At 35.7% G+C, this 25,453-nt stretch carries 25 protein-coding genes, 2 pseudogenes and 2 riboswitches; of the genes and pseudogenes, 20 read left to right on the top strand and 7 right to left on the bottom strand.

Annotated features, from left to right (window positions below; translation table 11 throughout):
- Positions 1-309: 309 nt before the first annotated feature.
- Positions 310-1,074, bottom strand: coding sequence for a peptidoglycan editing factor PgeF (gene pgeF / locus QRN68_RS16095; RefSeq protein WP_285397915.1), 765 nt, complete (start codon positions 1,072-1,074; stop codon positions 310-312).
- 182 nt (positions 1,075-1,256) lie between these two features.
- On the opposite strand from pgeF, the gene QRN68_RS16090 reads away from it, so the two are divergent.
- The 3 genes and pseudogenes from QRN68_RS16090 (at position 1,257) to QRN68_RS16080 (ending at position 3,339) form a co-directional block, all read left to right on the top strand.
- Entirely contained in the window at positions 1,257-1,880 is a 624-nt protein-coding gene (locus QRN68_RS16090) for a transmembrane-type terpene cyclase (RefSeq protein ID WP_285397914.1), read from the top strand.
- 28 nt (positions 1,881-1,908) lie between these two features.
- Positions 1,909-2,031 (top strand): annotated as a pseudogene (locus tag QRN68_RS16085) (CAP domain-containing protein); the annotation flags it as partial.
- Between the two features lie 315 nt (positions 2,032-2,346).
- The gene (locus QRN68_RS16080; RefSeq protein ID WP_285397913.1) at positions 2,347-3,339 is read left to right on the top strand and encodes a VanW family protein; all 993 of its coding nucleotides are present in this window, start codon (positions 2,347-2,349) and stop codon (positions 3,337-3,339) included.
- A gap of 104 nt (positions 3,340-3,443) precedes the next feature.
- On the opposite strand, the gene QRN68_RS16075 is transcribed toward QRN68_RS16080, so the two are convergent.
- The 3 genes from QRN68_RS16075 to QRN68_RS16065 all read right to left on the bottom strand — a co-directional run bounded on the left by QRN68_RS16075 (position 3,444) and on the right by QRN68_RS16065 (position 6,366).
- Entirely contained in the window at positions 3,444-4,061 is a 618-nt protein-coding gene (locus QRN68_RS16075) for an HAD-IA family hydrolase (protein ID WP_285397912.1), read from the bottom strand.
- A 404-nt stretch (positions 4,062-4,465) separates the two neighbouring features.
- Positions 4,466-5,242 carry a YibE/F family protein gene (locus QRN68_RS16070; RefSeq protein ID WP_285397911.1) on the bottom strand — a complete coding sequence of 259 codons (777 nt, stop codon included), beginning with the start codon at positions 5,240-5,242 and terminating at the stop codon, positions 4,466-4,468.
- Entirely contained in the window at positions 5,242-6,366 is a 1,125-nt protein-coding gene (locus QRN68_RS16065) for a YibE/F family protein (RefSeq protein ID WP_285397910.1), read from the bottom strand. The genes QRN68_RS16070 and QRN68_RS16065 overlap by 1 nt, the downstream gene beginning before the upstream one ends.
- Positions 6,367-6,850: 484 nt before the next feature.
- Between QRN68_RS16065 and QRN68_RS16060 the strand changes: the two genes are divergently transcribed.
- The 15 genes and pseudogenes from QRN68_RS16060 to QRN68_RS15990 all read left to right on the top strand — a co-directional run bounded on the left by QRN68_RS16060 (position 6,851) and on the right by QRN68_RS15990 (position 20,705).
- The gene (locus QRN68_RS16060) at positions 6,851-7,003 is read left to right on the top strand and encodes a hypothetical protein (RefSeq protein WP_285397909.1); all 153 of its coding nucleotides are present in this window, start codon (positions 6,851-6,853) and stop codon (positions 7,001-7,003) included.
- A 275-nt stretch (positions 7,004-7,278) separates the two neighbouring features.
- Positions 7,279-8,913, top strand: coding sequence for an ABC-F family ATP-binding cassette domain-containing protein (locus tag QRN68_RS16055; RefSeq protein ID WP_285397908.1), 1,635 nt, complete (start codon positions 7,279-7,281; stop codon positions 8,911-8,913).
- Positions 8,914-8,989: 76 nt separating this feature from the next.
- Complete coding sequence (locus tag QRN68_RS16050; protein ID WP_285397907.1) at positions 8,990-9,748, top strand: SDR family NAD(P)-dependent oxidoreductase; 759 nt, start codon at positions 8,990-8,992, stop codon at positions 9,746-9,748.
- A 330-nt stretch (positions 9,749-10,078) separates the two neighbouring features.
- Positions 10,079-10,204, top strand: a riboswitch (FMN riboswitch).
- 202 nt (positions 10,205-10,406) lie between these two features.
- Positions 10,407-10,532: riboswitch (FMN riboswitch) on the top strand.
- 179 nt (positions 10,533-10,711) lie between these two features.
- Complete coding sequence (gene ribE, locus QRN68_RS16045) at positions 10,712-11,350, top strand: riboflavin synthase (protein WP_285397906.1); 639 nt, start codon at positions 10,712-10,714, stop codon at positions 11,348-11,350.
- A gap of 26 nt (positions 11,351-11,376) precedes the next feature.
- Positions 11,377-12,003 (top strand): annotated as a pseudogene (ribB, locus tag QRN68_RS16040) (3,4-dihydroxy-2-butanone-4-phosphate synthase); the annotation flags it as partial.
- Positions 12,004-12,158: 155 nt separating this feature from the next.
- Positions 12,159-12,626 (top strand): 6,7-dimethyl-8-ribityllumazine synthase, encoded by a 468-nt coding sequence (gene ribH / locus QRN68_RS16035; RefSeq protein WP_285397905.1) that lies wholly within the window; start codon positions 12,159-12,161, stop codon positions 12,624-12,626.
- Between the two features lie 185 nt (positions 12,627-12,811).
- Complete coding sequence (locus tag QRN68_RS16030; RefSeq protein WP_285397904.1) at positions 12,812-14,275, top strand: spore germination protein; 1,464 nt, start codon at positions 12,812-12,814, stop codon at positions 14,273-14,275.
- Positions 14,276-15,079: 804 nt separating this feature from the next.
- Entirely contained in the window at positions 15,080-15,337 is a 258-nt protein-coding gene (locus QRN68_RS16025; RefSeq protein ID WP_285397903.1) for a hypothetical protein, read from the top strand.
- A 167-nt stretch (positions 15,338-15,504) separates the two neighbouring features.
- Entirely contained in the window at positions 15,505-16,812 is a 1,308-nt protein-coding gene (locus tag QRN68_RS16020) for a Spo0B domain-containing protein (RefSeq protein WP_285397902.1), read from the top strand.
- A gap of 222 nt (positions 16,813-17,034) precedes the next feature.
- Positions 17,035-17,598, top strand: coding sequence for a histidine phosphatase family protein (locus QRN68_RS16015; protein ID WP_350224357.1), 564 nt, complete (start codon positions 17,035-17,037; stop codon positions 17,596-17,598).
- A gap of 19 nt (positions 17,599-17,617) precedes the next feature.
- Positions 17,618-18,466, top strand: a complete 849-nt coding sequence (locus QRN68_RS16010) for a GNAT family N-acetyltransferase (RefSeq protein ID WP_285397899.1) — start codon at positions 17,618-17,620, stop codon at positions 18,464-18,466.
- An 81-nt stretch (positions 18,467-18,547) separates the two neighbouring features.
- Positions 18,548-18,916 (top strand): hypothetical protein, encoded by a 369-nt coding sequence (locus tag QRN68_RS16005; protein ID WP_285397898.1) that lies wholly within the window; start codon positions 18,548-18,550, stop codon positions 18,914-18,916.
- Positions 18,917-19,006: 90 nt separating this feature from the next.
- Entirely contained in the window at positions 19,007-19,228 is a 222-nt protein-coding gene (locus QRN68_RS16000; RefSeq protein ID WP_285397897.1) for a DUF2829 domain-containing protein, read from the top strand.
- A gap of 59 nt (positions 19,229-19,287) precedes the next feature.
- Entirely contained in the window at positions 19,288-20,043 is a 756-nt protein-coding gene (locus QRN68_RS15995; RefSeq protein WP_285397896.1) for a 3-oxoacyl-ACP reductase, read from the top strand.
- 152 nt (positions 20,044-20,195) lie between these two features.
- Positions 20,196-20,705: a QueT transporter family protein gene (locus QRN68_RS15990; RefSeq protein WP_285397895.1), complete on the top strand. Its 510-nt coding sequence runs from the start codon at positions 20,196-20,198 to the stop codon at positions 20,703-20,705.
- Between the two features lie 148 nt (positions 20,706-20,853).
- Here the strand turns inward: QRN68_RS15990 and QRN68_RS15985 are convergent, their stop codons facing one another.
- Together QRN68_RS15985 and QRN68_RS15980 are read right to left on the bottom strand one after the other, a co-directional pair.
- Entirely contained in the window at positions 20,854-22,197 is a 1,344-nt protein-coding gene (locus tag QRN68_RS15985) for a TldD/PmbA family protein (RefSeq protein ID WP_285397894.1), read from the bottom strand.
- 3 nt (positions 22,198-22,200) lie between these two features.
- Positions 22,201-23,589 carry a TldD/PmbA family protein gene (locus QRN68_RS15980; protein ID WP_285397893.1) on the bottom strand — a complete coding sequence of 463 codons (1,389 nt, stop codon included), beginning with the start codon at positions 23,587-23,589 and terminating at the stop codon, positions 22,201-22,203.
- Between the two features lie 175 nt (positions 23,590-23,764).
- Here QRN68_RS15980 and QRN68_RS15975 point away from each other — a divergent pair, with 175 nt between their 5' ends.
- The gene (locus tag QRN68_RS15975; RefSeq protein WP_285397892.1) at positions 23,765-24,793 is read left to right on the top strand and encodes a serine hydrolase domain-containing protein; all 1,029 of its coding nucleotides are present in this window, start codon (positions 23,765-23,767) and stop codon (positions 24,791-24,793) included.
- A 66-nt stretch (positions 24,794-24,859) separates the two neighbouring features.
- Positions 24,860-25,087: a transcriptional regulator SplA domain-containing protein gene (locus tag QRN68_RS15970; protein WP_285397891.1), complete on the top strand. Its 228-nt coding sequence runs from the start codon at positions 24,860-24,862 to the stop codon at positions 25,085-25,087.
- Between the two features lie 173 nt (positions 25,088-25,260).
- Here QRN68_RS15970 and QRN68_RS15965 read toward each other — a convergent pair.
- Positions 25,261-25,453 (bottom strand): hypothetical protein (locus tag QRN68_RS15965; protein ID WP_285397890.1); only part of this gene is annotated, 193 nt, incomplete at its 5' end.

The following is a 25,453-nucleotide window of genomic DNA, read 5'->3' as shown; positions in this document are numbered from 1 at the left end:
TCCTCTTAAAAAAAATATCAAATAGATGTTTTTAAATCTAAAGTTGACAGCTATGGGAGAACAAATACCCGCGCGAAGCAGGTGAATACCCGCGGAAGGAAAACAAATACCCGCGCAGGAGGTGAATACCCGCGGAAAGAGAACAAATACCCGCGCGCAGGAGGAGAATACCCGCGGAAGGAGAACAAATACCCGCGCGAAGCAAGAGAATATCCGTGAAGAAGATCTCAAAGTTTTTAGGTGTACATTTTGGAAATCTCAATAGGACGAAAAGGGACAATCCATTGAGAATTGGATTGTCCCTTTCATTTACTGTTCTTTCCGCATAATAAAGCTTAAATGTCTACCTGCCTGTTTATCTTGGCGATAGGAAAAACCATCTGGGCTTATATATGTGCAAGTTGAATCAATCAAAATCTGTTTAGAAGGTATTCCTGCAAGCTCACATTGTTTTTTGACAGTTTTTTGATTATCAATATGATATTTATTTGTTTCTGCATTGAAATACATAAAGTCCTCAGCATAGCCTAGGTTGTGGAATTTTTCATAAACATCTCGGTCAACCTCAAATTTCTGCTGACTGAGTGCCATACCAATTTGTACGTGAAAATCTTGCGGATTACAATGTTCATGCTCCAGCAAATGTTGGAAAAGCTTTAATGTTACTTCCTTGACAGTTCCTTGCCAGCCTGAATGTACCACGCCAATAAGGCCATTAACTTCATTATAAAAAATGACAGGTACGCAATCTGCTGTAAAACTACATAAAAGTAAATTCGGATCTAATGTATAAAGTGCATCGGTATTAGCAATGGCAGAGTCCATCTGCTCAGCGCCACGCCCTTTATCAGAAACTGTAACTTTATAGAAATTGGCACTATGAGTTTGTTGAGTGCAAATAAAATTATTTAAATCACAATGCAAAGTAGCTGCTAATTTTTTTCGGTTTTCTAGTACATCCGCTACATTCACACATGTATGCAGTGCCATATTATTTTGTTCAAGCTCGATGTCATTCTTTAAGGTAGTGCCTGCAATAAATTGGTCGTTATCGAAATAAATTTTTGTTTTCATATCATCACCTCGTCTTACTATATATGAATAGTCAATGAATGTATAGGCGCTTACTAACTGTTATGATTTTTTAAGAGTCTTGAGTATTTACATACCCTTCTACAGATTTTTTAGACATAAAGAGTGAATTTCTTTACATATAGTATCGAAGAATCATTAATAGAGGGAAGGAGCACGTATATATGACTCAAGAGAAAATCCTATTGATTTGCCAATTAGGCATGGGGCTATTTTGGATTATTACATACATACTAATCATCAAACAAGGATTTCAGGATAAGAAATATGGCATGCCAATGGCCGCAATTTGTGCCAATATTTCATGGGAATTTATCTTTGCCTTTATGTATCCACAAAATGACTTGCAAAGGATAATTACTTTCTTGTGGTTTCTTTTAGACATCTTTATTATGATGCAATTTTTACGTTATGGTCATAAAGAATACAAAAAATTAATTCCAAGAAAGATATTTTACTCATCTTTTTTCATCACGCTTGGTGTAAGTTTTTTCATTATTTTAGCGATGATGCATGAATTCAATGATATAGAAGGGAAATATGCTGCATTTATACAAAATCTGATGATGTCAGGGTTGTTTATCGCCTTATTTTTACAAAGAGGAAACTTAAGCGGCCAATCAATGGGCATAGCCGTTTGTAAAATGATCGGTACTATGTTTGCAGCAGTTGGCTTCTATATGTACTTTAGAACACCATTGATTACTATTATCTCGGTTGCGACCCTTATTTATGATTGGATTTATATAGTATTAATCTATAGATTTCACGTGAAATATGCTAAATAAAAGACTTTAAATCTGCAAGCTTTTTGCGGTAAAAGCATCCTTGAATAGTTCAGGTCATAGAGCGAATATCCTGAACAAAAACTATACACATATAGGTGTAGGATATGTGAAGGATGGCAATTACTGGACACGAATGTTTATTCAAAAATAAAAACAATGAGCTGTTCCAAAATCAGTAGTTACTGATGGGGACAGTTCTTTTTTTGAGAGTACAATTAGCGATATTCACATCATGCACTTTTATGCATTTTTGGTCATCATGAGAAAGATTCATTGAACCAACAATAATCGTTACATAACTTGAACATGCAAAATACGGCTTAATTTCAGCTCCAATTAATCAATTTCTTTAACTTCATTCAACTTTAGGAAATGTTTAAACAAATAAAAATGATAAAAAGAAACACACTATCAACAATACACGAATAAGATGTCTCTGTAGTATTACGATAGAGGTAGGTGTTTTATGTTGAAGAAAAAGTGGATGGCCGCACTGGGTATTATATGCACAATTGGACTAGTCGGTTGTCAGGAGAAATCTGATGAGAAAAAGCTAGAACAGCAACAAATTCAAGAGTCAGAGCGAGAAGTTGGGGAATTAAAAAAGCCTGTTAACTTTGAACAACAAACAGAGCCCGTCGTTGTTGAAATTGTGGACCCTTCGACCAAAGCCATCGTACAAACAATTTTACCGAAAGAAAAGGGCTATGAAACTGATGTACAATCGTATACAAGACAAATTGAGCAAATAGCAAAAGAGTTAGCAAGAGGAAATGACAAAACAGCCGGCTATGATAAGCGTATGCAACTCGATAAACTAGACGATCAAGGAAAAATAATTAAAGGTAGTCCTTTAATTGTTTTAAAAGAAAGTGAATTAGTTGAAAGAATATTAGAAGCATCAGTGACCGGTGGTAAAGTGGAGTTGCCTCTTTATATTACCGAAAGCGGGTATTCCTTTGAAGATATTCCTTATTTAGAAGAAGTAGTTGTCGCATCTTATACAACTTACTTCAATACCCATGATGTAGGAAGAAATAAAAATATTGAACTTTCTGCAAAGGCAATTAATAATGTTATCATTGGAAGTGGAGATAGTTTCTCCTTTAATACAGTCGTTGGACCTAGGGACGAAGCGAATGGGTATCAGCCTGCACCAGAAATCATCAATAAAAAGGTTGTGATGGGCATTGGGGGAGGGATTTGTCAAACGTCCTCAACCCTGTTTAACGCGGTTGATCAAATACCGGTAAAATTTGTAGAACGACATCACCATTCCTTAAATGTTGGGTATGTTCCAAAAGGAAGAGACGCAACGGTTTCCTATGGTGGCTTAGATTTTAGATTCCAAAATACAACGGACGTACCATTTTTAATAAAAGCTAACTATAGTAAAAATTCCCTTACAATTGAGATAAGAACAGCAGAAAAATATGTAGAAATCTTAAAAAAGCCATAGTATTTTCGAAGACACTAACCAAGGTGTCTTTTTTTAGTTAGAACTGCAGAAAAATAATAACAAGAGGATCATAGGAGTGTATTATTCGCTATGATCCTCTTAGTTTATATAATATTTAAAATTTCCTGTGGTGTAGTTACTTTGTACTCGGGTTCCTCTTGTTGAACAACTTCTATAGCGTCATATCCCCAACCAACCCAAATAATAGGCACTCCTGCTTTTTTACATGCTACAATGTCTCTTTGCTCATCACCAATGTATAAAACTTCTGATGGTGTACTGTTTGAGTCCTTTAAAAATTTTTTTATCACTTTATCTTTACCAAAAATTCTGTTTGAGCAAAGAACATTTGACACACAATGAATGCTATTCATTTTTAAAAATTCTAAGATGTTCTCCTTTGAATTGGAGGAAATAATAAGGATTTTATAGCCTCTGTTATCAATTTCCGTAAGAACATCTTTGATACCATCATAAAGATGAACATCATTTAACGACTGACGATACAATCGATAAAACTGTGGTAAAATCATTGGCAATTTATACATAGGAAAGTCAAATAATTTACTCCGTTCCGCTATTGATAATTTTTTCAATGATTCAATTTCCTTTAATTCTATTCCTTTAAATTTATATTTTTGTGCAAGTGTATTCCAAGCTGATGCAAACACTGCCGTTGAATCTGCCAGTGTTCCATCAAAATCAAAGATGATATATTTCATAGCAAACTTTCTCCTTTATTATCTAGTTGTTTAGACGCTTTTTTCTTAAAAATGTTACTAGGAATAGGAAAGCCTATTCTTAATATAATGACATGATTATACAGGATATGAAACAGCGTATTGTAAATAACCCTTGTTGAGCGATTTTTTCACTAAAAGTTAAAAAATTTTTCAGGTAAGGGGAACAAAACATCTTCTTTTTCATGCATCTTAAAAAATGTTCACGTAATTTTCAGATAACGATATTATGTAAAACTCCACAAATTTTTTGATATAACTTATGCTAGCTAAATGACTATCTCTGAACCATTTTTCAATATTTAAACGCGATGGTGATTTTTATTTGAGTAGGAAAAAATACCTGTCACCCGTTAATTATTGAAACGGGTGACAGGTACGGTCTATTATGAAGCATTTTCTGTTTTTTCTCGTTTTTTTATTAAATAATATGCATTCACTGAGGAAGTAATAGGAATGATAAGTGCTATACCAATGCCTGCACAAAATATCATAATTATCTCAGTGCTAAATACTTTAGAATTAATAATTTCGCCAATCGAATAAGATAAATCCTTAAACCATATTAGCAAGCTTAAATATCCACCGAAGAAAGCGAAAAATAATGTATTTGTATCTGTACCTAAAATGTCCTTTCCAATACTTAATCCTGATGTAAATAATTTTTTTCTGCTAATTAACGGATTATGATGAAGAATCTCATGCATGGAAGTGGCGATGGAAATGGCAACATCCAATATTGCACCAATTGTACTCATGATAATGACAGAAGCTCCAATTTGAACATAGTTGACGCCAATATAAAGCGAAAATATACTTATTTCCTCTGTTGATTCTCCTCCGAATCCTCGAAGCATTGATTTCTCCGTCACAAAAACAATGAAAAGTAATAAAATAACTATTGTAATCATCGTAGAAATGAACGCAGTTATCGTTTTACTGCTCATCTCATTAATAAAAAATAAGCTAATCCAACAGATGACGGTACAGGCAATGAGCGTTAAGATCACTGGACTATTCTTTGGATTGGTCATTAAAAAGATGGTAATAAAGAGCACTCCAAAGTTTAAAAATAAAGATAGAAAAGATCGTACTCCTTTTTTTCCACCAATAACTATCATCAATATAAATAAAATGGCAGTTAACAACACTAATACATTCATTATTTTGCCCTCTTTCGATTAATGAAAAAAATAGAAGTGTAAAGGCTAATGGGAATCGTCAAGACAACACCAATACCACCTGCTAGGGCCCGAGCTAATTCTAACGAAAGGTTCAAGGAAAGTGTTTGCCCTAATGGATAAGAATTTTTTAAATATAAAATTAACATAGGAATTGAGCCAGAAATATAAACAAAGAACAAAATACTTGTAATCGTTCCCATAACGTCTTTCCCGATATCCATTCCAGAAGTTTTTAAAGCTTGGTCAGAAATATCTTGGTTTTGCTCAAATAATGCGAACATAGAAGAAGCCATTGTGATGGAGACATCCATTACAGCCCCGAGTGCCCCAATAAATAATCCAGCCATAAAAATCACTCGATAAGGTCGTGTTAAAAATTGCATTTCTTCATATCGAAGCCCATTCTCGGATGTAACCCACAGAACTAAAGCGCTAATCAATAACGAAATAAAGGTTCCTAAAAGTGTTGCAACAATCGCTGCATATGTTTTTTCATTCAAGCCGTTAATAAGCATTAAAGAAATGACAGTAAATAAAAGAACACATACCCCACATATAAATATCAAATTTATATTTGAATTCACGTATAAATCCAAAGCGAAGGATAATACAACGGAATTCACAATTAAACTGATGATCGAAAATAATCCTTGTCTTTTACCAACAATCAGCAAAGCAAAAATAAAAATCCATGCTACTATCAAGACGAATTGATCACGTTTTACGTCTAAAATAGTCCCAGTTAAATCTGCATTTTTGTCTGTACTTGCTTTAATCGTAACAAATAATTTGTCCCCAACATGGTATTCTTGATCGAATGCCCCAGATGCTGAATATTGATTTGTAAAATAAATATTCCGGCCTATTTCTTCCCCGTTTTTTAAAACAGCCGTAATACGCTGAGTATATAAATAATCCTCGTTATTATACATATCCGATTCAGTGGTTGAATCCGTCAATTCCGTTTTTATTACTTCTGCAATTGGACGTGCATAAAATGCTTCGTTGTGATAAACGAAAAAGACAGAAGCGATAAAGCAGATTGCTATTAGGATATAAAATAAAACTTTGTTATAAGTCTTTTTTTTCGTGATGTTTTCCAATGAAAACCTCCTGAGAAGGGGATTTAACTATATTCGTAGCAAATGTCTATTGCTGGAGTTGCACAAACAACGACTTACAATACCACTACAAATTTATTGTCAAGGCAAACGAATGTAGCCATGGTAATTTAACGCTCTAATTGAACAGAGGTTCCTTGCTTTTGATTACCTCTATTTAAGTTATTGCAAAATTAATATGCTGTTATTCAAAGATATAAGGTTTTTTAGTGCCTTTAGAGGCGTTAGAACTTTATCATGAAAGTGCCGAGGCATAATTGCAAAGCAGATGAAGTTTCTAAATTAATGACTATCTTTGAGTTATTATCTAAAAATGCTATACGGAAATAGCTTATTCAACTTATGGAAAAAATGTTAGAGCTTATGTAGATCGATATATATTATTGCAAATGATCAAGGTATTTGTGTTCTTTATAGTATTGTGATAGATTAGTAGATACTATTAAATCGAAAGGAGGTAAAAGTGATGGAAACTGTATTTGCGAAAGGTTTAGCAGAAAAAGAGGTAAAATCTTACATGCTCCTTGGGGGATTTGCTGTCAAGGGGAGAAGTCTGCCCTTTTTTAAGCAAATTTCATATCGAAAAAAGCTTCCGGAAGCTTTTGCCTTCTTACTTTAACAATTGTAATCAATTATTTTAGATGTATTTGTATAAAATATTATGCAAATAAGCGCCGGTTCTGTCGGCGCTTATTTGCGTTTCCGTTGTGAAATATAGGGAATATATCCTTTACTTGTAGGGGGTATTTCGCACTTTTAAGGCGCCGTTCTTTCGGCGTCTTTTTGTGTTTTAAAGGAGTGAAAGAAGATGTGTAACCTTATATGTCCATTCATCTGTTAAGTGTCTTTAGCTTGGTAACAGAGATGGTCAAAATCTATAAGGAGATTAAATAAATGATACTTCAATTAAATGGAATTAGTAAAAGCTATTTGGGAGATCCAATACTCTCTAATATAACGATGAAAATTGAGCGTGGAGATAAAATTGGACTCATTGGTGTTAATGGGGCGGGTAAATCAACTTTATTAAAAATAATTGCGGGAGACCTTCCTTATGATAATGGAGAGCTTTACATCGGGAAAGGTATTAAAATTGGTTATTTACGTCAGGACAGTGGTTTGAATCCGGACAATACGATGTGGACTGAAATGTTAGAAGCATTTACTGACCTTCTTGAGGTTGAAAAAGAACTTCGAAGTCTTGAAAAGAAGATGAGTGATCCATCGTTTATAGACAATCCTAAAAAAATTGAAAAAATTATGGATCGATATGCAATAAAATCAGAATGGTTTATGCAGCATGGTGGCTATGAGATGGAAGCTAAAATTAACAGTATTCTTAATGGGATGGGCTTTGAGAGTATTTCAAAAAATACCCCTATTCATCAGCTAAGTGGTGGACAAAAAACTCGACTTGCACTAGCGAAAATCTTACTGGGACAGCCAGATTTACTATTACTAGATGAACCGACGAATCATTTGGATTTTACAACTTTAAATTGGCTTGAAGGGTATTTACGCTCATACCAAGGGGCCATTCTTATCATTTCGCATGATCGATATTTTTTAGATGCACTTGTTAACGGTATATATGAGATTGAAAGAACAGAGATCAGGAAATATGTAGGTGATTATTCTAAATATGTGGAAAGTAAAGAGAAAACTCGCAAATTGCTTGAAAATAAATATGTCATGCAGCAGCACCAGATTTCGAAGATGGAAGACTATATACAACGCAATATTGCTATGGCTACTTCTTCTAGAAGTGCAAAAAACAAAAGAAAACAGCTTGAGAGAGTTGAACGAATTGAAAAGCCTCTAAAGGACATAAAACATACATGTATGGCATTTTCAATAGAAAAAAACGCTCATAAGGACGTGTTAAAGGTACGAGATTTATCAATACCGTTTATTGTAGATTCCGAGCAACTACCACTATTAAAAAATATCAATTTTCAGCTACAGCGAGGAGAAAGAGTTGCGTTAATTGGTCCGAATAGTGTTGGAAAAACTACCTTATTAAAGGCGCTGTTAAAGGAGCTTAGTCCAGATAGTGGTGTTATCGCTTGGGGCAACGGTGTGACGGTAGGTTACTACGATCAAGAGCAGTTGAACCTACACCCAAATAACAGCATTTTACATGAGGTTTGGAGTATGTTCCCGCACATTGAAGAAACGAGAGTTCGTACTGTTTTAGGGAATTTCTTATTTACGGGAGAAGATGTGTTTAAAAAGATATCTACCCTCAGTGGGGGTGAGAAGGCACGTGTAGCATTAACGAAGCTCGTATTACAAAAAGCCAACGTGCTTATTATGGATGAACCAACTAACCATCTTGATTTATTTAGTAAAGAAGTATTGGAACAAGCTCTTTTGAAATATGAGGGAACACTTTTCTTTATTTCGCATGATCGATATTTTCTTAATAAGCTAGCACATAAAATGGTGGAGCTTTCCTCAACTGGCTCGAGTATCTTTAACGGTAATTACGACGATTACATGAAAATGAAATTAAACGAATGGTCATGAGGATGGAAAGGCAAAGAGGACCACCGATTGAGATGTGTTTAGTAAATAAATATAAAAATGAAAAGAGGAAGATAAAATGATAAATGAAAATCGAATTGCAGTTATTACAGGATCAGGTAGTGGGATTGGTAGAGCAACTAGCATTAAATTTGCTGAAAATGGCTATAAAGTTGTGTTAGTTGATTTTAACGAGGCAACTGGAGAAGAGACACTTAAGCTAATTCAACAAAATGGCGGAGAGGGAATTTTCGTTAAAGCGGATGTTTCCAAAGTAGAGGATGTTCAGAATTATGTACAGCAAGCTGTAGACACATATGGACGAATCGATGTATTGTTCAACAATGCCGGCATAATTCAAAAGTTTGCACCATTTACAACGGTTGAATTGGAAGAATACGACCGTATTATGGATATTAATATTAAAGGTATTTTTCTTGGCATGAAATATGTTATTCCAGTAATGGAGAAGCAGGGGAAAGGGTCGATTATTAATACAGCTTCATCAGCAGGTATTCGTCCGGAACACAGTATTGCTGTATACTCCGCAAGTAAACATGCCGTAATCGGTTTAACGAAGGGGGTAGCAATTGAGTATGCTAATAAGGGCATTCGCATTAATGCTGTATGTCCAGGGGGGATCGTTACACCATTATTCCATAGTGTTGGTGAAACACTTGAAAAAACAGGATACGTACCAGAAGAAATGTCACGTGTACGTATGGGACGCCATGGTGAACCAGAAGAAGTAGCAGAAGCGGTTCTATTCTTAGCTTCAGATAAAGCAAGTTTCATGGCCGGTGCTGTTGTCTCGGTTGACGGTAGTTTAACTGTATAAAATTATTATCCTTTAAACAGTCATGCCATTGGTCTTTATGAATGACTAATGGCAGTGGCTGTTTTTAACTTCTTTCAGCAATTTTTTTCCGTAACGAAAGTGAAATGGCAGTTACAAATGAAATGACGCAATTATGACTCGTCATAATTGATCTTCATTTAAGTAGTAAAAGTGAAAACGGCAATAATATTATATAGTGCAGTATTTAGTAGTGAGAAAACATAGCAACAACTTAAATTAGCGAATGCGAATAAATTTGAGAAAAATATTTATAAAGAATTATCTGGATAATATAATAAAATAGTGTTATCGTAAGAACTAGCTAAATAAAATATCCTTCGGGGTCGGGTGAAATTCCCAATCGGCGGTGATGAAGCAATTCAAAGTCCGTGAGCGTAAGCTGATTTGGTGCAAATCCAAAACCGACAGTTATAGTCTGGATGGGAGAAGGGTAAAAGTGTGAGCTTTTTAAATTCGCTTGAGTTTATAAGGTTTATTTGAGTACGCTTTTATAAACTACTACTTCCCATCGTATAAGTTGGGAAGTTTTTTTTGTTGTATCTTCAAAGTGGGTGTTTGAACACCTACTTTGAAGATACAGCCTCCGGACGTAATTACGCCAAAGCGAAATTGATTTAGCTTAAAAATTTTATAGCAATATGTTCTTCGGGGTCGGGTGAAATTCCCAATCGGCGGTGATGAAGAAATTCAAAGTCCGTGAGCGCAAGCTGATTTGGTGCAAATCCAAAACCGACAGTTATAGTCTGGATGGGAGAAGAACGATAAGATGTTAGCCTATGGAAAAATTATGTATCCATAAGGTTTATTTGTTGACGTCTTATTTATTTTATATGAACTCCCAACCCCTTTAATCAAAGGGGTTTTTTTGTTTAATGAAAATTATTTATTGCTAGGAAGAGGGACAAATATAGAGCCCTCAAAGTACAGGAAGTAGGTGGAAAAATGTTTACAGGGATTGTTGAGGATGTTGGTACAGTAAAAACCTTGCAAAGCGATCGACAAAGTATGAAAATCACTATTATTTCATCGAAAATGGTGGAGGATGTAAAGCTCGGGGACAGTATAGCAGTCAATGGTGTTTGTTTAACAGTGGTACATTTTAATGAGCAAGAGCTAACGATGGATGTGATGCCTGAATCGGTGAAAGCCACAAATTTACAGCAGCTCGCTGTTGGAGATCCTGTAAATTTAGAGCGCGCCATGTCTGCTAATGGACGTTTCGGTGGACATTTTGTATCAGGACATGTTGACGGAGTAGGAAAAATATTGCGTAAACGGCCATTAGCAAATGCAGTCTATATTGATTTTGAGCTGTCAGAGGAGTTAACGAGCTATTGTATTCCAAAGGGTTCCATCACGATTGACGGTACGAGCTTAACACTTTTTTATGTCGAGAAAAATTGTGTCACAGTAGCACTGATACCGCACACTTACAAGGAAACAATTTTAGGTAAGAAGAAAATTGGAGATCTCGTCAATATAGAAACCGATTTAGTTGGAAAATATATTTTGCATCAACTTAAGCATGGACAGGTAATGCCAACCATTACGAGAGACTTTTTAGCACAAAACGGGTTTTAACTAACACTGACTAGGAGGTGGCGATATTGCTACATTCAATTGAAGAAGCGATAGAGGATTTAAAACAAGGCAAGATGATTGTTGTTGTAGATGATGAGGACCGAGAAAATGAAGGGGACTTACTAGCACTCGTGGAATTTATGACCCCTGAAACGATTAACTTTATGGCGACCTATGGAAGAGGTTTAATTTGTACGCCAATTTCACCGCAGCTTGCACGAAAATTAGCATTAACCCCTATGGTTAGTATCAATACAGATAATCATCAAACGGCATTTACCGTTAGCATAGATCATGTGAATACAACTACAGGAATTAGCGCCTTTGAACGGGCAATGACTATACAAAAAATGATAGAACCACAAGCAAAGACTGAGGATTTTCGTAGACCTGGCCATGTATTTCCGTTAATAGCAAAGGAAAATGGTGTGTTAGAGCGCAGAGGACATACAGAAGCAACAATTGATTTGGCCAAACTTTGTAACAGTATTCCTGCGGGCATTATTTGCGAAATTATGGGCGATAATGGCAAAATGCTACGCTTTAATGACCTGGTCCAGTATGCAGCTCAACATCATTTAAAAATGATTTCCATAGAAGCATTGGCAACATATAGACGTCAACAAATAGTTAAAGAAAACACAATAACAATATAAAAAAGGCTTTTCACCAAAAGTTGTAGATGACTTTTAAAACGTATGTCATGTATATAAGTTGATTGTAGTGGACGCCCCTAGGAAAGCGTCCGGTCGGAACGGAAGTCAACCACACGTTATAGTGATGATCCATAAAAAAGGAGAAAAGAAAAATGGGTAAAATATTTGAAGCACAATTAATTGGTACGGATTTAAAAATAGCAGTAGTAGTAGGACGTTTCAATGAATTTATTACAAGCAAATTATTGGACGGGGCGTTAGATGGTTTAAAGCGTCATGGTGTGGATGAGAATTCTATCGATGTAGCATGGGTTCCTGGTGCATTTGAAGTTCCTTTCGTTGCTAAACAGTTAGCTGAAACAAAGAAGTATGATGCAATTATTGGACTAGGTACGGTGATTCGTGGTTCAACAACACACTATGACTATGTATGTAATGAATCGGCAAAAGGTATTGCAAGTGTGTCATTATCTACAAATGTACCTGTTATTTTTGGTATTGTGACAACTGAAAATATCGAGCAAGCAATTGAGCGTGCAGGCACTAAATCAGGCAATAAAGGCTATGATGCGGCAATGTCTGCTATCGAAATGGCAAACTTAAAGAAGATGATTGGATAAAGCCTCCACGTAATTACGCCAAGGCGAAATTGATCTTCATTCAGCAATATTTTATTTGTAGTGACAGCTACAGATGATTTGGCAACGGTCACATCCTGTTTCCTTGAATATTTTTAAATATCAAGGGGAAATATATGTATAAGTATATGGATTAATGTACTAATTTGGAGCTGGCTCAGTAGGAGATGAGAAATATTTCATCAATGGAACAAGAGTTAAATTTGAATTCTTTGAAGGCATTATTTCAACGCTCTGCTGATGTGGTCTTCCAAAAGTATATCTTTCAGCAACATAAGGTACATTTGATAAAATGTGAAGGGCTCATTAATGAGCGGCTACTGGAAACCGTTATCGTGCAACGAATTCAATCATTATTTACGGCAACAACGGATGAATTGTTAGAAGAGCATATACAAAATAATTTACACATTCCCCATCTTCAAAAAATATCAAGTAAAGATGATGCCATCACAAAAGTCTATAAAGGACATGTTTTACTGTATTTCGAAGATATGAATTTGTTGTATTCAAGTAATATTGCTAAAAAACCGAATCGGGAGCCTAAAGAAACATTCCTTGAATTAGTTATCAAAGGCCCGAGAGATGATTTTATTGAGGATGCTTTTATTAATATTGCTTTATTACGAAAACGATTACCTACTAATTCATTAAGTGTTGAGACATATGAACTTGGTAAACGTTCCAAAACAACCGTAGCTGTACTTTATTTAGCAGATGTCGTAAATCAAAAGATGCTTGAGCAAATAAAATTACAGCTACAGCAAATTGATATCGATATTGTATTTAGTGGAGATTTATTGATGGAAAGAATTGAGCGAAGTGCTAAAATTCTACCTAGACATGATTATACCGGACGTCCTGATTTTGCTTTACAAGCTTTAAGTAATGGGCGCATTCTTATCATAGTTGATGGTGTATCATATGTCATTATTACTCCTGCTAATTCAATGTTACTATTTAAATCCAGTGAAGATAATGAATATCCGATTATTGTAAGTTCTATGGAGCGTTTATTACGAAGAATAGCTATCTATTTAAGTGTACTTTTACCAGGTTTTTGGCTTGCACTAACGACCCATCATCAAGAGCAATTGCCCTTTATTCTTTTAGCGACAGTCGTTGAATCAAGAACGGGTCTCCCATTTCCAACGATGCTTGAAATATTAATGATGCTTTTTATGTTTGAATTATTTCGAGAAGCAAATATACATCTCCCCAATGTTATTAGTGGTTCAATAAGTGTTGTTGGGGGATTAATTATTGGAGATGCAGCAATTAAAGCAGGTGTTACGAGCCCTTCCATGATTGTAGTTATTGCTACTTCGAGTATTGCAGCTTTTACACTCGGCAATCAATCTATTGTATCAGCCATGAGTATTTTCAGGATAATTATTATTATAGCATCTGCTTTTTTGGGGTTATTTGGTTTCTTTATTTCGATGTTCTTCATACTTCTTTATATGGCAAATTTACGAGTATTAGGTGTTCCTTACTTAAGTTTAGGCGCAGATTTTGATTGGCAGGATATTAAAAAGTCTTTATTTCGTTTATCTCTAGAAGGTTACGGTAAGCGACCGACATTTTTAAACTTACAGGACAAGTCAAGAACATCTAGTAAAAAAAAATAAATACTTATTATACAAAAGATCAGGTATTATATGCCTGGTCTTTTTAACATCTTTCAGCTCATGTTTTTTGTAGCGAAAGCAAAGCGTCAGGTACAGATGTTTTTTGTACCAAAAGTGCAACGGCAGTTACAGGTGTTTTTTTGTACCGAAAGCAAAGCGACAGGTACAGAAGTCTCCTTAGAATGAATCTTTAGTTCCTAAACTTTAAAAGGAGGATGTACCCAAACAACGAAAATGGAATTAGATATATAATAAGGAGAGTGGCATCAACAAAAGCTATTCTCCTTTTTTAGTTTACTTTCGAGTGAAGGATTATTAAACTATTGGTTACAGTTTCCTTGTAAATTAAAAATTGTTAAAGCATTTTATCAGTACCCGGTAGTGGCCGAGTAATGAGTAAGGGATAGCCCAATGCGTAAGTGTGCGGTAGCCAAATCTTCATTGTAATGATAAAATAAGAACAAATATTCTTCTTTAGAAACGGAAGAAGAATCTTTGATTGTCAAAAAGCGTAAAATAGCATTTATCCAAATGAAGAACAGTAGTTATAAGCCGAACGTTTTCAACAGGCACGAATCACTACGTTAATGACTTTAAAGAACAAATCAGAAACAACTAAAAAAATTATACTTACTATCGTATAATAGCAGGCGTGTTGATTGGGAAAAAATAGGTTTTTTATTGAGTGATAAAAGGATTTTTTTGTTACTATTTTGCCGATATATTTCCATTTTAACTAATTGTAGCGTAGGGCAACTCGACTCCGGCAGGAAAGCGAGACAGACGAGACCCTGCACTAAGCGAATGTTTTCTGGCGAAAGCGAAGCGACAGCAATTTGTTTATCTGCGCGAAAACGGAGTAGCAGTGGCAACAAAGCGGAGGAAGCGGCTCGACGCTCGCCCGCAGGAAGCCTTGCTCTGCGCGACAGCGACAAATGTTTTATCTGTGCGAAAGCGAAGCGTCAGCAACAAATGTTTTATCTGTGCGAAATCGAAGCGACAGCAACAAAGCGAGTAGCCCGTAGCGGAAATCAGCCTCTCCGAATGTATAAAAATGGTTAATCAACACATCTGATATAATAGTAATATTGGATACGAAGTTGTTTCAATAGTAAAAAGTATGACAATATGTCAACTGTGACTAACAATTTTTATGATTGATGCGAATGTCAAGCTCACACTTAATTAAGGCAGTATTCATTTCTATAGATGAGGAAGTACCAGTTTGTATGAAAAAGCGAAAAATAAAACTAATTTTATTACTATCAATTATATTATTATTATTGTTTACAAGTTTAAACATCTTTACATCTTACATAAAAATGAAAAAGACAGTTGAAGAGGCAATAGCGAGCCAAAGTTTAGAAGCTGCTACTTCTATTGCCTCTTCAATTGACGTCGAGGCATACCAACAATTTTTAAAGGACCCCCAAAAAAATGATTATTATTGGGAAATAAGAAACTATTTAAATGATGCCAGAGTAAAACTAGGTGCTCTATTTGTTTATACATTAGAGGTTGATAATCCAAAAGAATCAAAAGCAATGATTATGGGATTACCAGGTGAATATACTAAAGGCTTCGATATTGGAGAGGTCTGTACAGTACCTGAGGAGCAAGTGCGTAAAGCCTATAAGGGAGAAACATATGTAACGGAAGTGATACCAGATTCTGGACACGGTGCTTATCTATCTGTTGGTGCGCCTATAAAGGATAAAACAGGGAAAATTATTGCATACCTAGGCATCGATATTAGTGCAGAAAAGCTAAATGGCATCAAGGGAAAAGTGATCGAAGATAATCTTCTTATGTTTATTTTTAATGGTGGACTCATTTTAATCGTTATTGGCTCTTTTTTATTTTTACAGAGATGGTATCAAAAAGAAGTGGCGAAGGAAGTTGGAGCGACAGAAGATACATATCAAGCAGAAATTAAAACTTTAATTACTTCTGTGTCCTCTTTAAGACATGACTTTACAAATCATATACAAGTCTTGCATGGACTTCTTCAATTAGACAAACCTGAACAGGCTAAACAATATTTATCTTCACTATCAAAAGAGGTTCAGGCTATTAAGTCGCTGAAATTAAATATTGATCATCCAGGCTTATCAATATTATTGGAGACGAAAAAACTAACGGCACAAAATCATAATATCGATATGAATTTCACAGTTTCACAGGATGCATTTAATAAAATTAAAACAACGGATCTAATCAAAATCTTGTCAAATTTAATAGATAATGCGATTGATGCGGCAAATGAATTACCAGAGGGGCAACCTAAAATAACAATTTGTTGCAAAGCAGACGACACGCAATATGAATTTAAGGTTACAAATACTGGACCAAATATTGTAGAAGCGGGGCAAATATTTAAGCAAGGATTTTCCACGAAGAAACCAGAAAGTGGTAAAATAAGAGGGCAAGGCTTGTTTATTGTGAATGAAATAGTCAATAAATACAACGGACAAATTTCTATCGACTCATCAAAACATTTAGAAACAACAGCAATAGTAAACATTCCGATAAAGTAACTTTCTAAGCTTCCTACAGAAAATTGTAGGAAGTTTTTTTAACTTTATTGACCGAAGTCCATTACCGGAGAAGTAAAGGGATTTACCAGCTAAATTAGCTACTCTACCGGTGTAGTAACTGTTTCACTATGTGAAAAGCTGTTACGACTTTCACTTTTACATTTTTTGAGTAATTCATTTCATATAGTACTAATAATCGAATTGGTATTCTATTTGGAGGGGATGAAATATTTGGATCAATCAATCCTTGATTTATTGAAAAAGGGTGGCTTCGTTTTGTATGCAAGGCATGGTGAAGCAACTGTTGGGAGAGATCAGCCATATTTAAATTTTCAAGATTGTTATACTCAAAGAAATTTGTCTGAAGTTGGGCGAAGGGAGGCAATTTACTTTGGACAAATGCTACGCTATTTACAAATTCCAATCAGTTCACAGATTGTCGCAAGTCCTTTTTGTCGTACAATTGAAACGGTGCAGCTCGCATTCCCTTATGCGAATGTCCAAATTGACCCATTTGGGTATGAAATTTTTAAATTGGGTGGGAATATTCCTATCGTTGAAAAAACAAATATATTATCAAATCTGCAATCAATGTTAGAAAGAAAGCCACCGCAGGGAATGAATCAAGTAATCATTGCCCATAGCTTTCCTGAAGGTGTTGGATTGGGGAAAATTTCAAACATGGGGATGGTTATTGTTAAGCCAAAAGGTCCTGGAAAGGGCTATGAAATAGTAAAAAAATTAACTTTAAAAGATTTAGCGCCTTTAGATAGTAGCTCAAGTTAAAGCTGAAAAGAGGGGAAACATGAAAATAAAAACAGTGTCACAATGCACATTAGAGGAAACTTTGAAAGCTTGGAATAAAGGTTTTGAGGAGTATTTTGTAGAAATTAAAATGAATGAAGAGACGTTTTTAAATCGACTTGTTGGAGAGGGACTATACCCAGAGCTTTCAATCGTCGCATTTGATCATCATAATCCTGTTGGTATTGTCTTAAATGGCTTTAGACAAATTGCAGGTAAGAAAACCTCTTGGAATGGTGGAACAGGCATCTCTCCAGAGTATCGCGGAAAAGGTATTTCTCGGGTTTTGATGGAAGAAACAATCGCCATCTATGAAAGAGAGAACGTGGAAATTGCAACGCTTGAAGCTATTAAAGAGAATAAAGTAGCGATCGCTTTGTATGAGAAGTATGGCTATACAATTACAAATCAATTGCTATTTTTAAGTGGTGAATATGAGGCAAAAGTAGAGAAAGAAGCTACAATTCATGTGGAAACTATTCGACCAGAGCAGCTCCCACATTTATCATTTTATCAGGAAGATGTTCCTTGGCAATGTAGCTGGCAAAGTAATAAACAAGGAGAAGCTAAAGTTTTTTATAACGACAATAATGCCGCGATTGGTTATATGTTATATAGAACAGTATGGGGTAAGGATGGGGCAATCGACCACATAGTGCTTTATCAATTAGAGCTATTAGAGAATGGCGATGTAGAAAATATTCCACACTTTATCGCAAGCATCACAAATCACAAAGTGAAACTAGCCACAGTTAACTTTTTAGCAAGTAATCCAGTCACGAGCTATTTGATGGACAATGGGCTAGAAGTGAAGACAGAGCAAGTGCAAATGAAGAAAAAAATGAATTGAATAAGAATAATAGGGGGAGGTTCGTCAAGCTAGGCAAAAAATATAAAGATTAGGTAGTTATAAAAAAGAAGGTGATTAGTTATGAAGAAAATACTAATTTGTAATTTACTAATATTAGTATTGGTAGGTTGTTCACCGACTATAAATACTAACCCCACTGCGAATTCTATTCTTAAAGAACATTCTCAAGCAGATATTCTTCAGTATAATAACTTAATTTATATAAATGCTACAAGCTTGGAATCAATGAAACAATTAGAATATACGAAGAGTGAGAAGATAGGGAAAATTATTAAAACAACAAATTCCTCTAAAAATTTCAAAGATTTTTATGCTACTAAATTGGAAAGTGGAACAGAAATTTTCTCTACAAATGATCATAATATTTATACAATCATTGCGGAATCGAATGGGCAACAAATACTTTATACGGCTCTGCTTGAGGGTTAGTGATCTTAACAGTACTTATATCAGGTTGTAAACATTTGAAAATTCCCGTATACTAATTCGATAAAGAATGTAAATAAAGGATGATTTAAAATGACGTTTGAAGAGATATTACCACGCTTAAAAGCGGGAGAAAAAGTAATTCGTAAAGGTTGGGGCGGTGCCGAATTGTATGTGAAGCTTGTTGGACAAAGCGAGCATGATGGCGAGACTTTGAATCCGTATTTTTTAATTAATGTACGCGGTGAGGGCTACACAATGTTTACACCAACTGTCTGTGATTTGTTAGCGGAAGATTGGGTAATTGTCAATTAATCTAAAAAGAAGTCATCTCAAATGAGGTGGCTTTGTTTATTTTTTTGAGGAGAGACGTTATGAAATTTGAAGAATATAATGGCAAGACGGTATTTGTAACGGGTGCTGCTTCAGGTATTGGACAGGCTCAAGTTGTTGCATTTTTAGAAAATGGGGCAAACGTATTCGGTTTTGATTTGGATGAGAGAGGGCTAGAAAATCTACATCACCAATATCCTGAACAATTTGCCTATAGAGTAGGTAGTGTATGCAGTAAAAACGATGTAGAAGGAGCATTTGAAGCCGCAGTTTCAATATTTAAGCAAGTAGATATTTTATTAAATACGGCAGGCGTTTTAGATGGCTTCGCAAAAACGCTCGATACAGATGAGGCGCTTTGGGATAAAATCATGAATACCAATGTAAAGGGTACTTTTTTTGTGACGAATACGATATTACCTCATATGGTAAAACGAAAATCAGGCATAGTCGTCAATATGGCATCTATTGCAGGACTAGTTGCAGGCGGTGGTGGAGCGGCATATACAGCGTCTAAACATGCGATTGTCGGCTATACAAAGCAATTAGACTTAGATTACTGTCGTGAAGGAATTCGTGCCAATGCCATTGCACCGGGAGCCATTCAAACACCGATGAACAAGGCTGACTTTGAAGGGGACGGGGAAATGGCGAAATGGGTAGCGAGTGAAACTCCTGCAGGTCGCTGGGCTCAACCAAGTGAGGTGGCGAATCTAACACTTTATTTGGCTAGTCAAACAGCTGATTATATACACGGTGCAATCATACCGATTGATGGTGGCTGGCTAACAAAATAAGATTGTTCAATCTGAAATTCTTCTGCTATAATACGCAAGTAAGCAAAATTTAGCTTGCACTGCGGCACTTCAGATAGGGCGAAAAGCTCTCTTCCTTTGGCCGTAGTTATTACTAAAATAGCGGATGTGCTATTTTACAAAGGAGAATAAAATTGAATACATCTATTGTAAAAGATTCAAGCCGTACTTCTGTAACCGAACTTACAAAGACGGCACTAGTTGCAGCTTTATATGTGGCTGTAACTGTTTTATTGTCAGTCATTAGTTTTGGAGCTGTACAGTTACGTTTATCGGAAATGTTCAACTATCTGGCATTGTACAACAAGCGCTATGTATTAGCTGTGACATTAGGAGTAGTACTTGCAAATTTCATGTCGCCAACGTGGATATTAGATGTACCCATTGGTGGTATTTCGACATTTCTAGTATTAATTCTTTGCCGAAAAGTAACGAAAAATATAACAAATGATATTTTAAGAATGGTTATAACTGCATTGATTTTTGCTATATCAATGTTCACCGTTGCAGGACAATTAACAATCCTCTATGATCTTCCATTTTGGGCAACTTGGTTTACAGTTGGGATTGGGGAATTATTGTCAATGACAGTTGGTGGTGTGACTATTTATTTATTAAATAAAAAAATCGATTTATCGAAATAAATTGTAGCGAAAAAAGCAAGTCGCCATTAAAAGGAGACTTGCTTTTTTGATTCCATAAAAAAACTGGCTTGCGATCAGTCGGCGGAATGGGAGGAACGATTACATGAACACTTGAGGAAGTCTCACGCTCCATAAAGTCTTTTCCACTTTATTCGACTGTTACAGCTAGTTCCTTCACAAGTAGGGATGAGGAGCCATACCCATTTGGCAAGAAGTAAAGATCTGAGCTAGTTTCTTCGATATTGTTTAAGAAATGAAAGAAGTTTCCGGCTATTGTCATTTGCTTCACAGGTGAGACAACTTTGCCATCTTGAATATGAAATCCTTGTGCTGCGACTGAAAAATCACCCGAAATCGTATTCGTACCAGAGTGTAGCCCAGATAATTCTGTAATAAGTACTCCTTCAGATACTGAGGCCATTAACTCCTCCTGTGATCGCTTACCTGGTGAAATATATAAATTCTGAGGTGCGATTGATAAAGTACTTTTGTAAGAGTCTTTATGTGCATGTCCGCTCGTTTCGCAGCCTTCCTTCTTTGCCGTTTTTCTATTGTGCAATAGTGTTTGCAGTGTTCCATCTAAGATTATTGCTTGCTCCTTTGTCGCAACACCTTCACCGTCAAAACTTGCTCCAGACAATGCCTTAGGGTGGAATGGGGCATTAAGCAGTGTGAAAGCATCTGACGCCACTTTTTGTCCTACTTTGCCTTTTAACAAAGACTGGTTCTTTTGTGCATTTTCAGCTGACAGTACAGGCATAAAAGTACTTAATAAAGAAGCAGTTGCATCAGAACGTAGGATGATTGGATATTTTCCAGATGGAATCGACTTTTCACCTAGATTCGCAAGTGCTTCCTCAGCTGCTGCTTTAGCAATTTCATCAGCATTGAGAGAATGAAAATCACGTGTCATTTTTAAATAACCACCCGTTTTCAGTTCATCACCTTCTTTGACAACTGTGGATAGGAAGATGACTAAGCCGTTCTCCTTATGTGATAAGGAAAGGTCTTTACTATTCGCTAATGAACGTTCAGTACTATATTCTTCGAGAAAACAGTAATCTAACGTTACAATGCGCGCATCGTAAGTACGAATTTTTTGTTCAATTAAACGAAGTAGCTCTATTTTTTCAGGAATTCCTATAGTCTCTAATTCTTCATTGTAAAATTCATATGATGTGTATTCGTTACTGCCATCAAAAATGTCTATGCCTTCATCCTCATCTAGAACGTCTGCATTTGTTTTTGCACTGTTGATTAAAAAGGAAATCGAATCATCGTCTAATTTTTCTGTATAGGCGTAACCCATTTTTCCGTTATGCAGCCCGCGTAGACTTAGACCCCCATCTTCAGACGTTTCGTAGCTATCGATCTGCCCTTCGTAAAGCATGCATTTAAAAGAATTTTTCCGTTCATAAAAAACTTCAGCTTCTTGAAAACCAGCTTCTATCGCCTTATTCAATAGTTTTTCTTGGTATTCAGCAATGTTCATAAATTATTCCCCCTTCGTTCCTCCAACTGTTATTTCACTAACGCGAATCATCGGCTGGCCAACATTGACAGGAAGACTACCACTAATTGATCCACACATACCAGCACCATGCGCAAGATTATTACCAACACGATCAACTAGCTGTAATGTTTTTGCCCCATTGCCTATAAGTGTTGCACCACGTACAGGACGATCGATTTTTCCATCCTTTACGATATAAGCTTCCATAACTGCGAAGTTATAGTCACCAGTCGATGGATTTACTTGCCCGCCACCCATATATTTTGCATAAATACCATATTCAGTGGATGCAATAATTTCTTCATGTGTTGATGTACCCGGAGCGATATAGGTGTTAGTCATTCGGGATGTTGGATTGAAACGATAGGATTGGCGACGTGAAGAGCCAGTTGGTTCGGCATTCATACGGCGTGCATTAAATTTATCAATCAAGTAGCCTTTTAAAATACCATTTTCAATTAAGATGTTTTTTCGCGTTTTTTCCCCTTCATCATCAATGTTAAGAGAACCCCATTCGTTTGGAAGTGTGCCATCATCAATATATGTAACAATATCAGGGGCAACTTTTTCACCAATACGATTTGCAAAAACGGAATTGTTTTTCGCGACGGCTGTAGCTTCAAGTCCGTGACCACAAGCCTCGTGAAATATAACACCACCAAATTCATTATCAATGATGACAGGGAATTTACCGCTAGGACATTCATCGGCATGAAGCATAGTGACCGCAATACGTGCAGCTTCACCAGCATAGTGTTCCAGATTTAGATTTTCGATAAATTCAAAGCCCGCATGTGCGCCAGGACCATAGAAGCCCGTTTGCATTTCTTTGCCCTCAGAGGCAGTTGCCTGGATGGCAAGTCGACTATAGATACGCGTATCTTCTACAAATTTTCCTTCTGAGTTGGCGATTAAAACATGCTGCTCTTCGTCAAGATACCGAACTTTAACTTGACTGATGCGTTCATCATAGTTTCTAGCAATGTCATTAGCCTGCCGCATGATTGTTGCTTTTCTAGCATGCTCCACACTGTTTGGAAGAATGATAATGTTATGAAGAGGCGTAATAATTTCTTTATTTAATGGTTGAATCGTTCCAGTAGCACCTCCTTTAATGGCAAGTGCTGCTCGTTTTGCTGCTGCTAGTAAGCCTTCCTCTGAAAAATCGTTTGTGTATGTGTAGATGCTCTGAAGACCGGAAAAAATGCGTATACCAATGCCGAAGTCACGCCCTGAAATACTTTGTTCAATTTTTCCACTTTGTAATGTACATTCATTGACGAATTTATCCTCGATGAAAACTTCGGAAAAATCGCCACCTGTAGAAAGGGCTTCTTCAAGTACATTTTCAATAACTGATTGTTTAATCATATTTTTCCCTCCTTTTCCTAAGTATACTAAAAAATTAGAAAAATCTGAAATGTAATATTTTAGATTTTTTCTCATAAGTTCATATATATTCCAAATGAAACATTTTATGATGTGTAGTGTTTATGTTAGATAAGAGTGGGATGTAAATAAATTTTGTGAAAGGAGCCTTATCGAGGTGAAGGGAACTTTTAATCAATCGACAATGGATGAGTTGGTTGCTCAGACGATCGAAAAGAAGAATATTAGGAGTGTTGTGTTATGTGTAGAAAAAGGGAATCATTCATTTTCACATGTGAGTAGTGCTGGGAATATGGAAGATGATACTCCATATTTTTTAGCAAGTGTCACGAAATTATATATTACAGCAATTATTTTGAAACTAAGGATGGAAAATAGAGTAGATTTGGACGATAAAATTTCACAATATCTTCCTGAAGATACAGTAAGTAGAATTCATATTTTGAAAGATATTGATTATTCTAATGAAATTACTATCAAACATTTAATGTCAAATACATCAGGCATTCCAGACTATTTTACTTCAGATGTTTTTTTAGAACTTGTGGATGGTAAGGATCAATTATGGCCTTTTGAGAAAACTGTACAATCAGTGAAAAAAATGAAACCTAAATTTAAGCCTGGACAAAAGGGAAAAGTACATTATTCTGATACGAACTATCAGCTTTTAGGAGAAATTATTAAAACAATTACTGGTCAATCTATTCACGAAGTATTTAGGCAATATATTTTTGATGCATTAAATCTCCAGCATTCCTATGTTTATGAGGACGTTAATGATGAAAAGCCTCTGCCTTTAACATATAAATCGAAACAGCTTCTAATTCCACAATATATGTCATCGATACCAGCAGAAGGTGGTATTGTATCGACAGCACAAGAATCCATGATATTTCTAAAAGCTTTCATAAACGGTCAACTATTTCCTAAAAATGACCTCAATGAGTTAATGAGTAATTGGAACTTCTTGCTCTTACCAGGGCAATTTTATTACGGAGTGGGAATAGTAAAGCAACCTATTTCGCTGGTTTCCTTTAAAAATGGATTAATAGGGCATTGGGGACAATCTGGCGCTTTTGCATTTTATTATCCACAGAAAGATTTGTATTTCACGGGGACGGTCAATCAAATTATCGGACATAGTGTAGCTGCACGCTTAATTTCAAAAATTATCAAGCGTTTTTAATGAATAAAATGAATCATTAAGGCCTTCTTTAACCAAACTAATGGTAAAGACAAGGAAGGTGATGGCATGCAGAAAGAGCAGTATAATGCAGGGGATAGTGTTTATATTTTTTATCGAAACCCACATGTTCTGGATGTAGCAAATATACAGGAAGCGGAAATTGTGAACAATCCGGATAATCCAAATGAACTGGTGCTATTTCTATTTGAGTCGTACTATCCACTAACAAACGATATTTTAATATTTACAAGCGAAATGGATGCTGCGCAAGCATATCATCAGTATTTTCATTGATAGCGGTAGAACATAAGCAGACTAAAAGGAACTGATTTTCCTGCAAGAGTTTCAACAACTTTTCAACATTCTATGAGAGAAAATTAATCATAAGTTTTCTCTCTATATTTTAACTAACTTTGGGTTCATCACCAAAAGTTGTGGATGACATTTGTTAAAATATATGCCATATATTAGTTAATCTTCGTTCCGGCTGTAGCGACAGCAACAACAAATGTTTTCTGTAGTGAAAGCGAAGCAGCAGCAACAAAGTGCCAGTTGGAACAGAAATCACCCCCTCGTTTTTTACCGAAGAGCCAAAAAATAGGAAGACTTTGAAGATTTATCGAAACAAAATCGCTCTTTATCGAAACTATTTGAGCTTTT

This window comes from Lysinibacillus sp. fls2-241-R2A-57 (genome assembly GCF_030209535.1).
Taxonomy (GTDB): Bacteria; Bacillota; Bacilli; order Bacillales_A; family Planococcaceae; genus Lysinibacillus.
This window is presented reverse-complemented; position numbering and strand designations above follow the sequence as displayed.

Bases quoted from the DNA above. Each gene is read 5' to 3' on its own strand.
- pgeF (WP_285397915.1), bottom strand. From the start codon at position 1,074: ATGAAAACAAAAATTTATTTCGATAACGACCAATTTATTGCAGGCACT.
- QRN68_RS16090 (WP_285397914.1), top strand. From the start codon at position 1,257: ATGACTCAAGAGAAAATCCTATTGATTTGCCAATTAGGCATGGGGCTA.
- QRN68_RS16080 (WP_285397913.1), top strand. From the start codon at position 2,347: ATGTTGAAGAAAAAGTGGATGGCCGCACTGGGTATTATATGCACAATT.
- QRN68_RS16075 (WP_285397912.1), bottom strand. From the start codon at position 4,061: ATGAAATATATCATCTTTGATTTTGATGGAACACTGGCAGATTCAACG.
- QRN68_RS16070 (WP_285397911.1), bottom strand. From the start codon at position 5,242: ATGAATGTATTAGTGTTGTTAACTGCCATTTTATTTATATTGATGATA.
- QRN68_RS16060 (WP_285397909.1), top strand. From the start codon at position 6,851: ATGGAAACTGTATTTGCGAAAGGTTTAGCAGAAAAAGAGGTAAAATCT.
- QRN68_RS16055 (WP_285397908.1), top strand. From the start codon at position 7,279: ATGATACTTCAATTAAATGGAATTAGTAAAAGCTATTTGGGAGATCCA.
- QRN68_RS16050 (WP_285397907.1), top strand. From the start codon at position 8,990: ATGATAAATGAAAATCGAATTGCAGTTATTACAGGATCAGGTAGTGGG.
- ribE (WP_285397906.1), top strand. From the start codon at position 10,712: ATGTTTACAGGGATTGTTGAGGATGTTGGTACAGTAAAAACCTTGCAA.
- ribH (WP_285397905.1), top strand. From the start codon at position 12,159: ATGGGTAAAATATTTGAAGCACAATTAATTGGTACGGATTTAAAAATA.
- QRN68_RS16030 (WP_285397904.1), top strand. From the start codon at position 12,812: ATGAGAAATATTTCATCAATGGAACAAGAGTTAAATTTGAATTCTTTG.
- QRN68_RS16025 (WP_285397903.1), top strand. From the start codon at position 15,080: ATGTTTTCTGGCGAAAGCGAAGCGACAGCAATTTGTTTATCTGCGCGA.
- QRN68_RS16020 (WP_285397902.1), top strand. From the start codon at position 15,505: ATGAAAAAGCGAAAAATAAAACTAATTTTATTACTATCAATTATATTA.
- QRN68_RS16015 (WP_350224357.1), top strand. From the start codon at position 17,035: ATGAAATATTTGGATCAATCAATCCTTGATTTATTGAAAAAGGGTGGC.
- QRN68_RS16010 (WP_285397899.1), top strand. From the start codon at position 17,618: ATGAAAATAAAAACAGTGTCACAATGCACATTAGAGGAAACTTTGAAA.
- QRN68_RS16005 (WP_285397898.1), top strand. From the start codon at position 18,548: ATGAAGAAAATACTAATTTGTAATTTACTAATATTAGTATTGGTAGGT.
- QRN68_RS16000 (WP_285397897.1), top strand. From the start codon at position 19,007: ATGACGTTTGAAGAGATATTACCACGCTTAAAAGCGGGAGAAAAAGTA.
- QRN68_RS15995 (WP_285397896.1), top strand. From the start codon at position 19,288: ATGAAATTTGAAGAATATAATGGCAAGACGGTATTTGTAACGGGTGCT.
- QRN68_RS15985 (WP_285397894.1), bottom strand. From the start codon at position 22,197: ATGAACATTGCTGAATACCAAGAAAAACTATTGAATAAGGCGATAGAA.
- QRN68_RS15980 (WP_285397893.1), bottom strand. From the start codon at position 23,589: ATGATTAAACAATCAGTTATTGAAAATGTACTTGAAGAAGCCCTTTCT.
- QRN68_RS15970 (WP_285397891.1), top strand. From the start codon at position 24,860: ATGCAGAAAGAGCAGTATAATGCAGGGGATAGTGTTTATATTTTTTAT.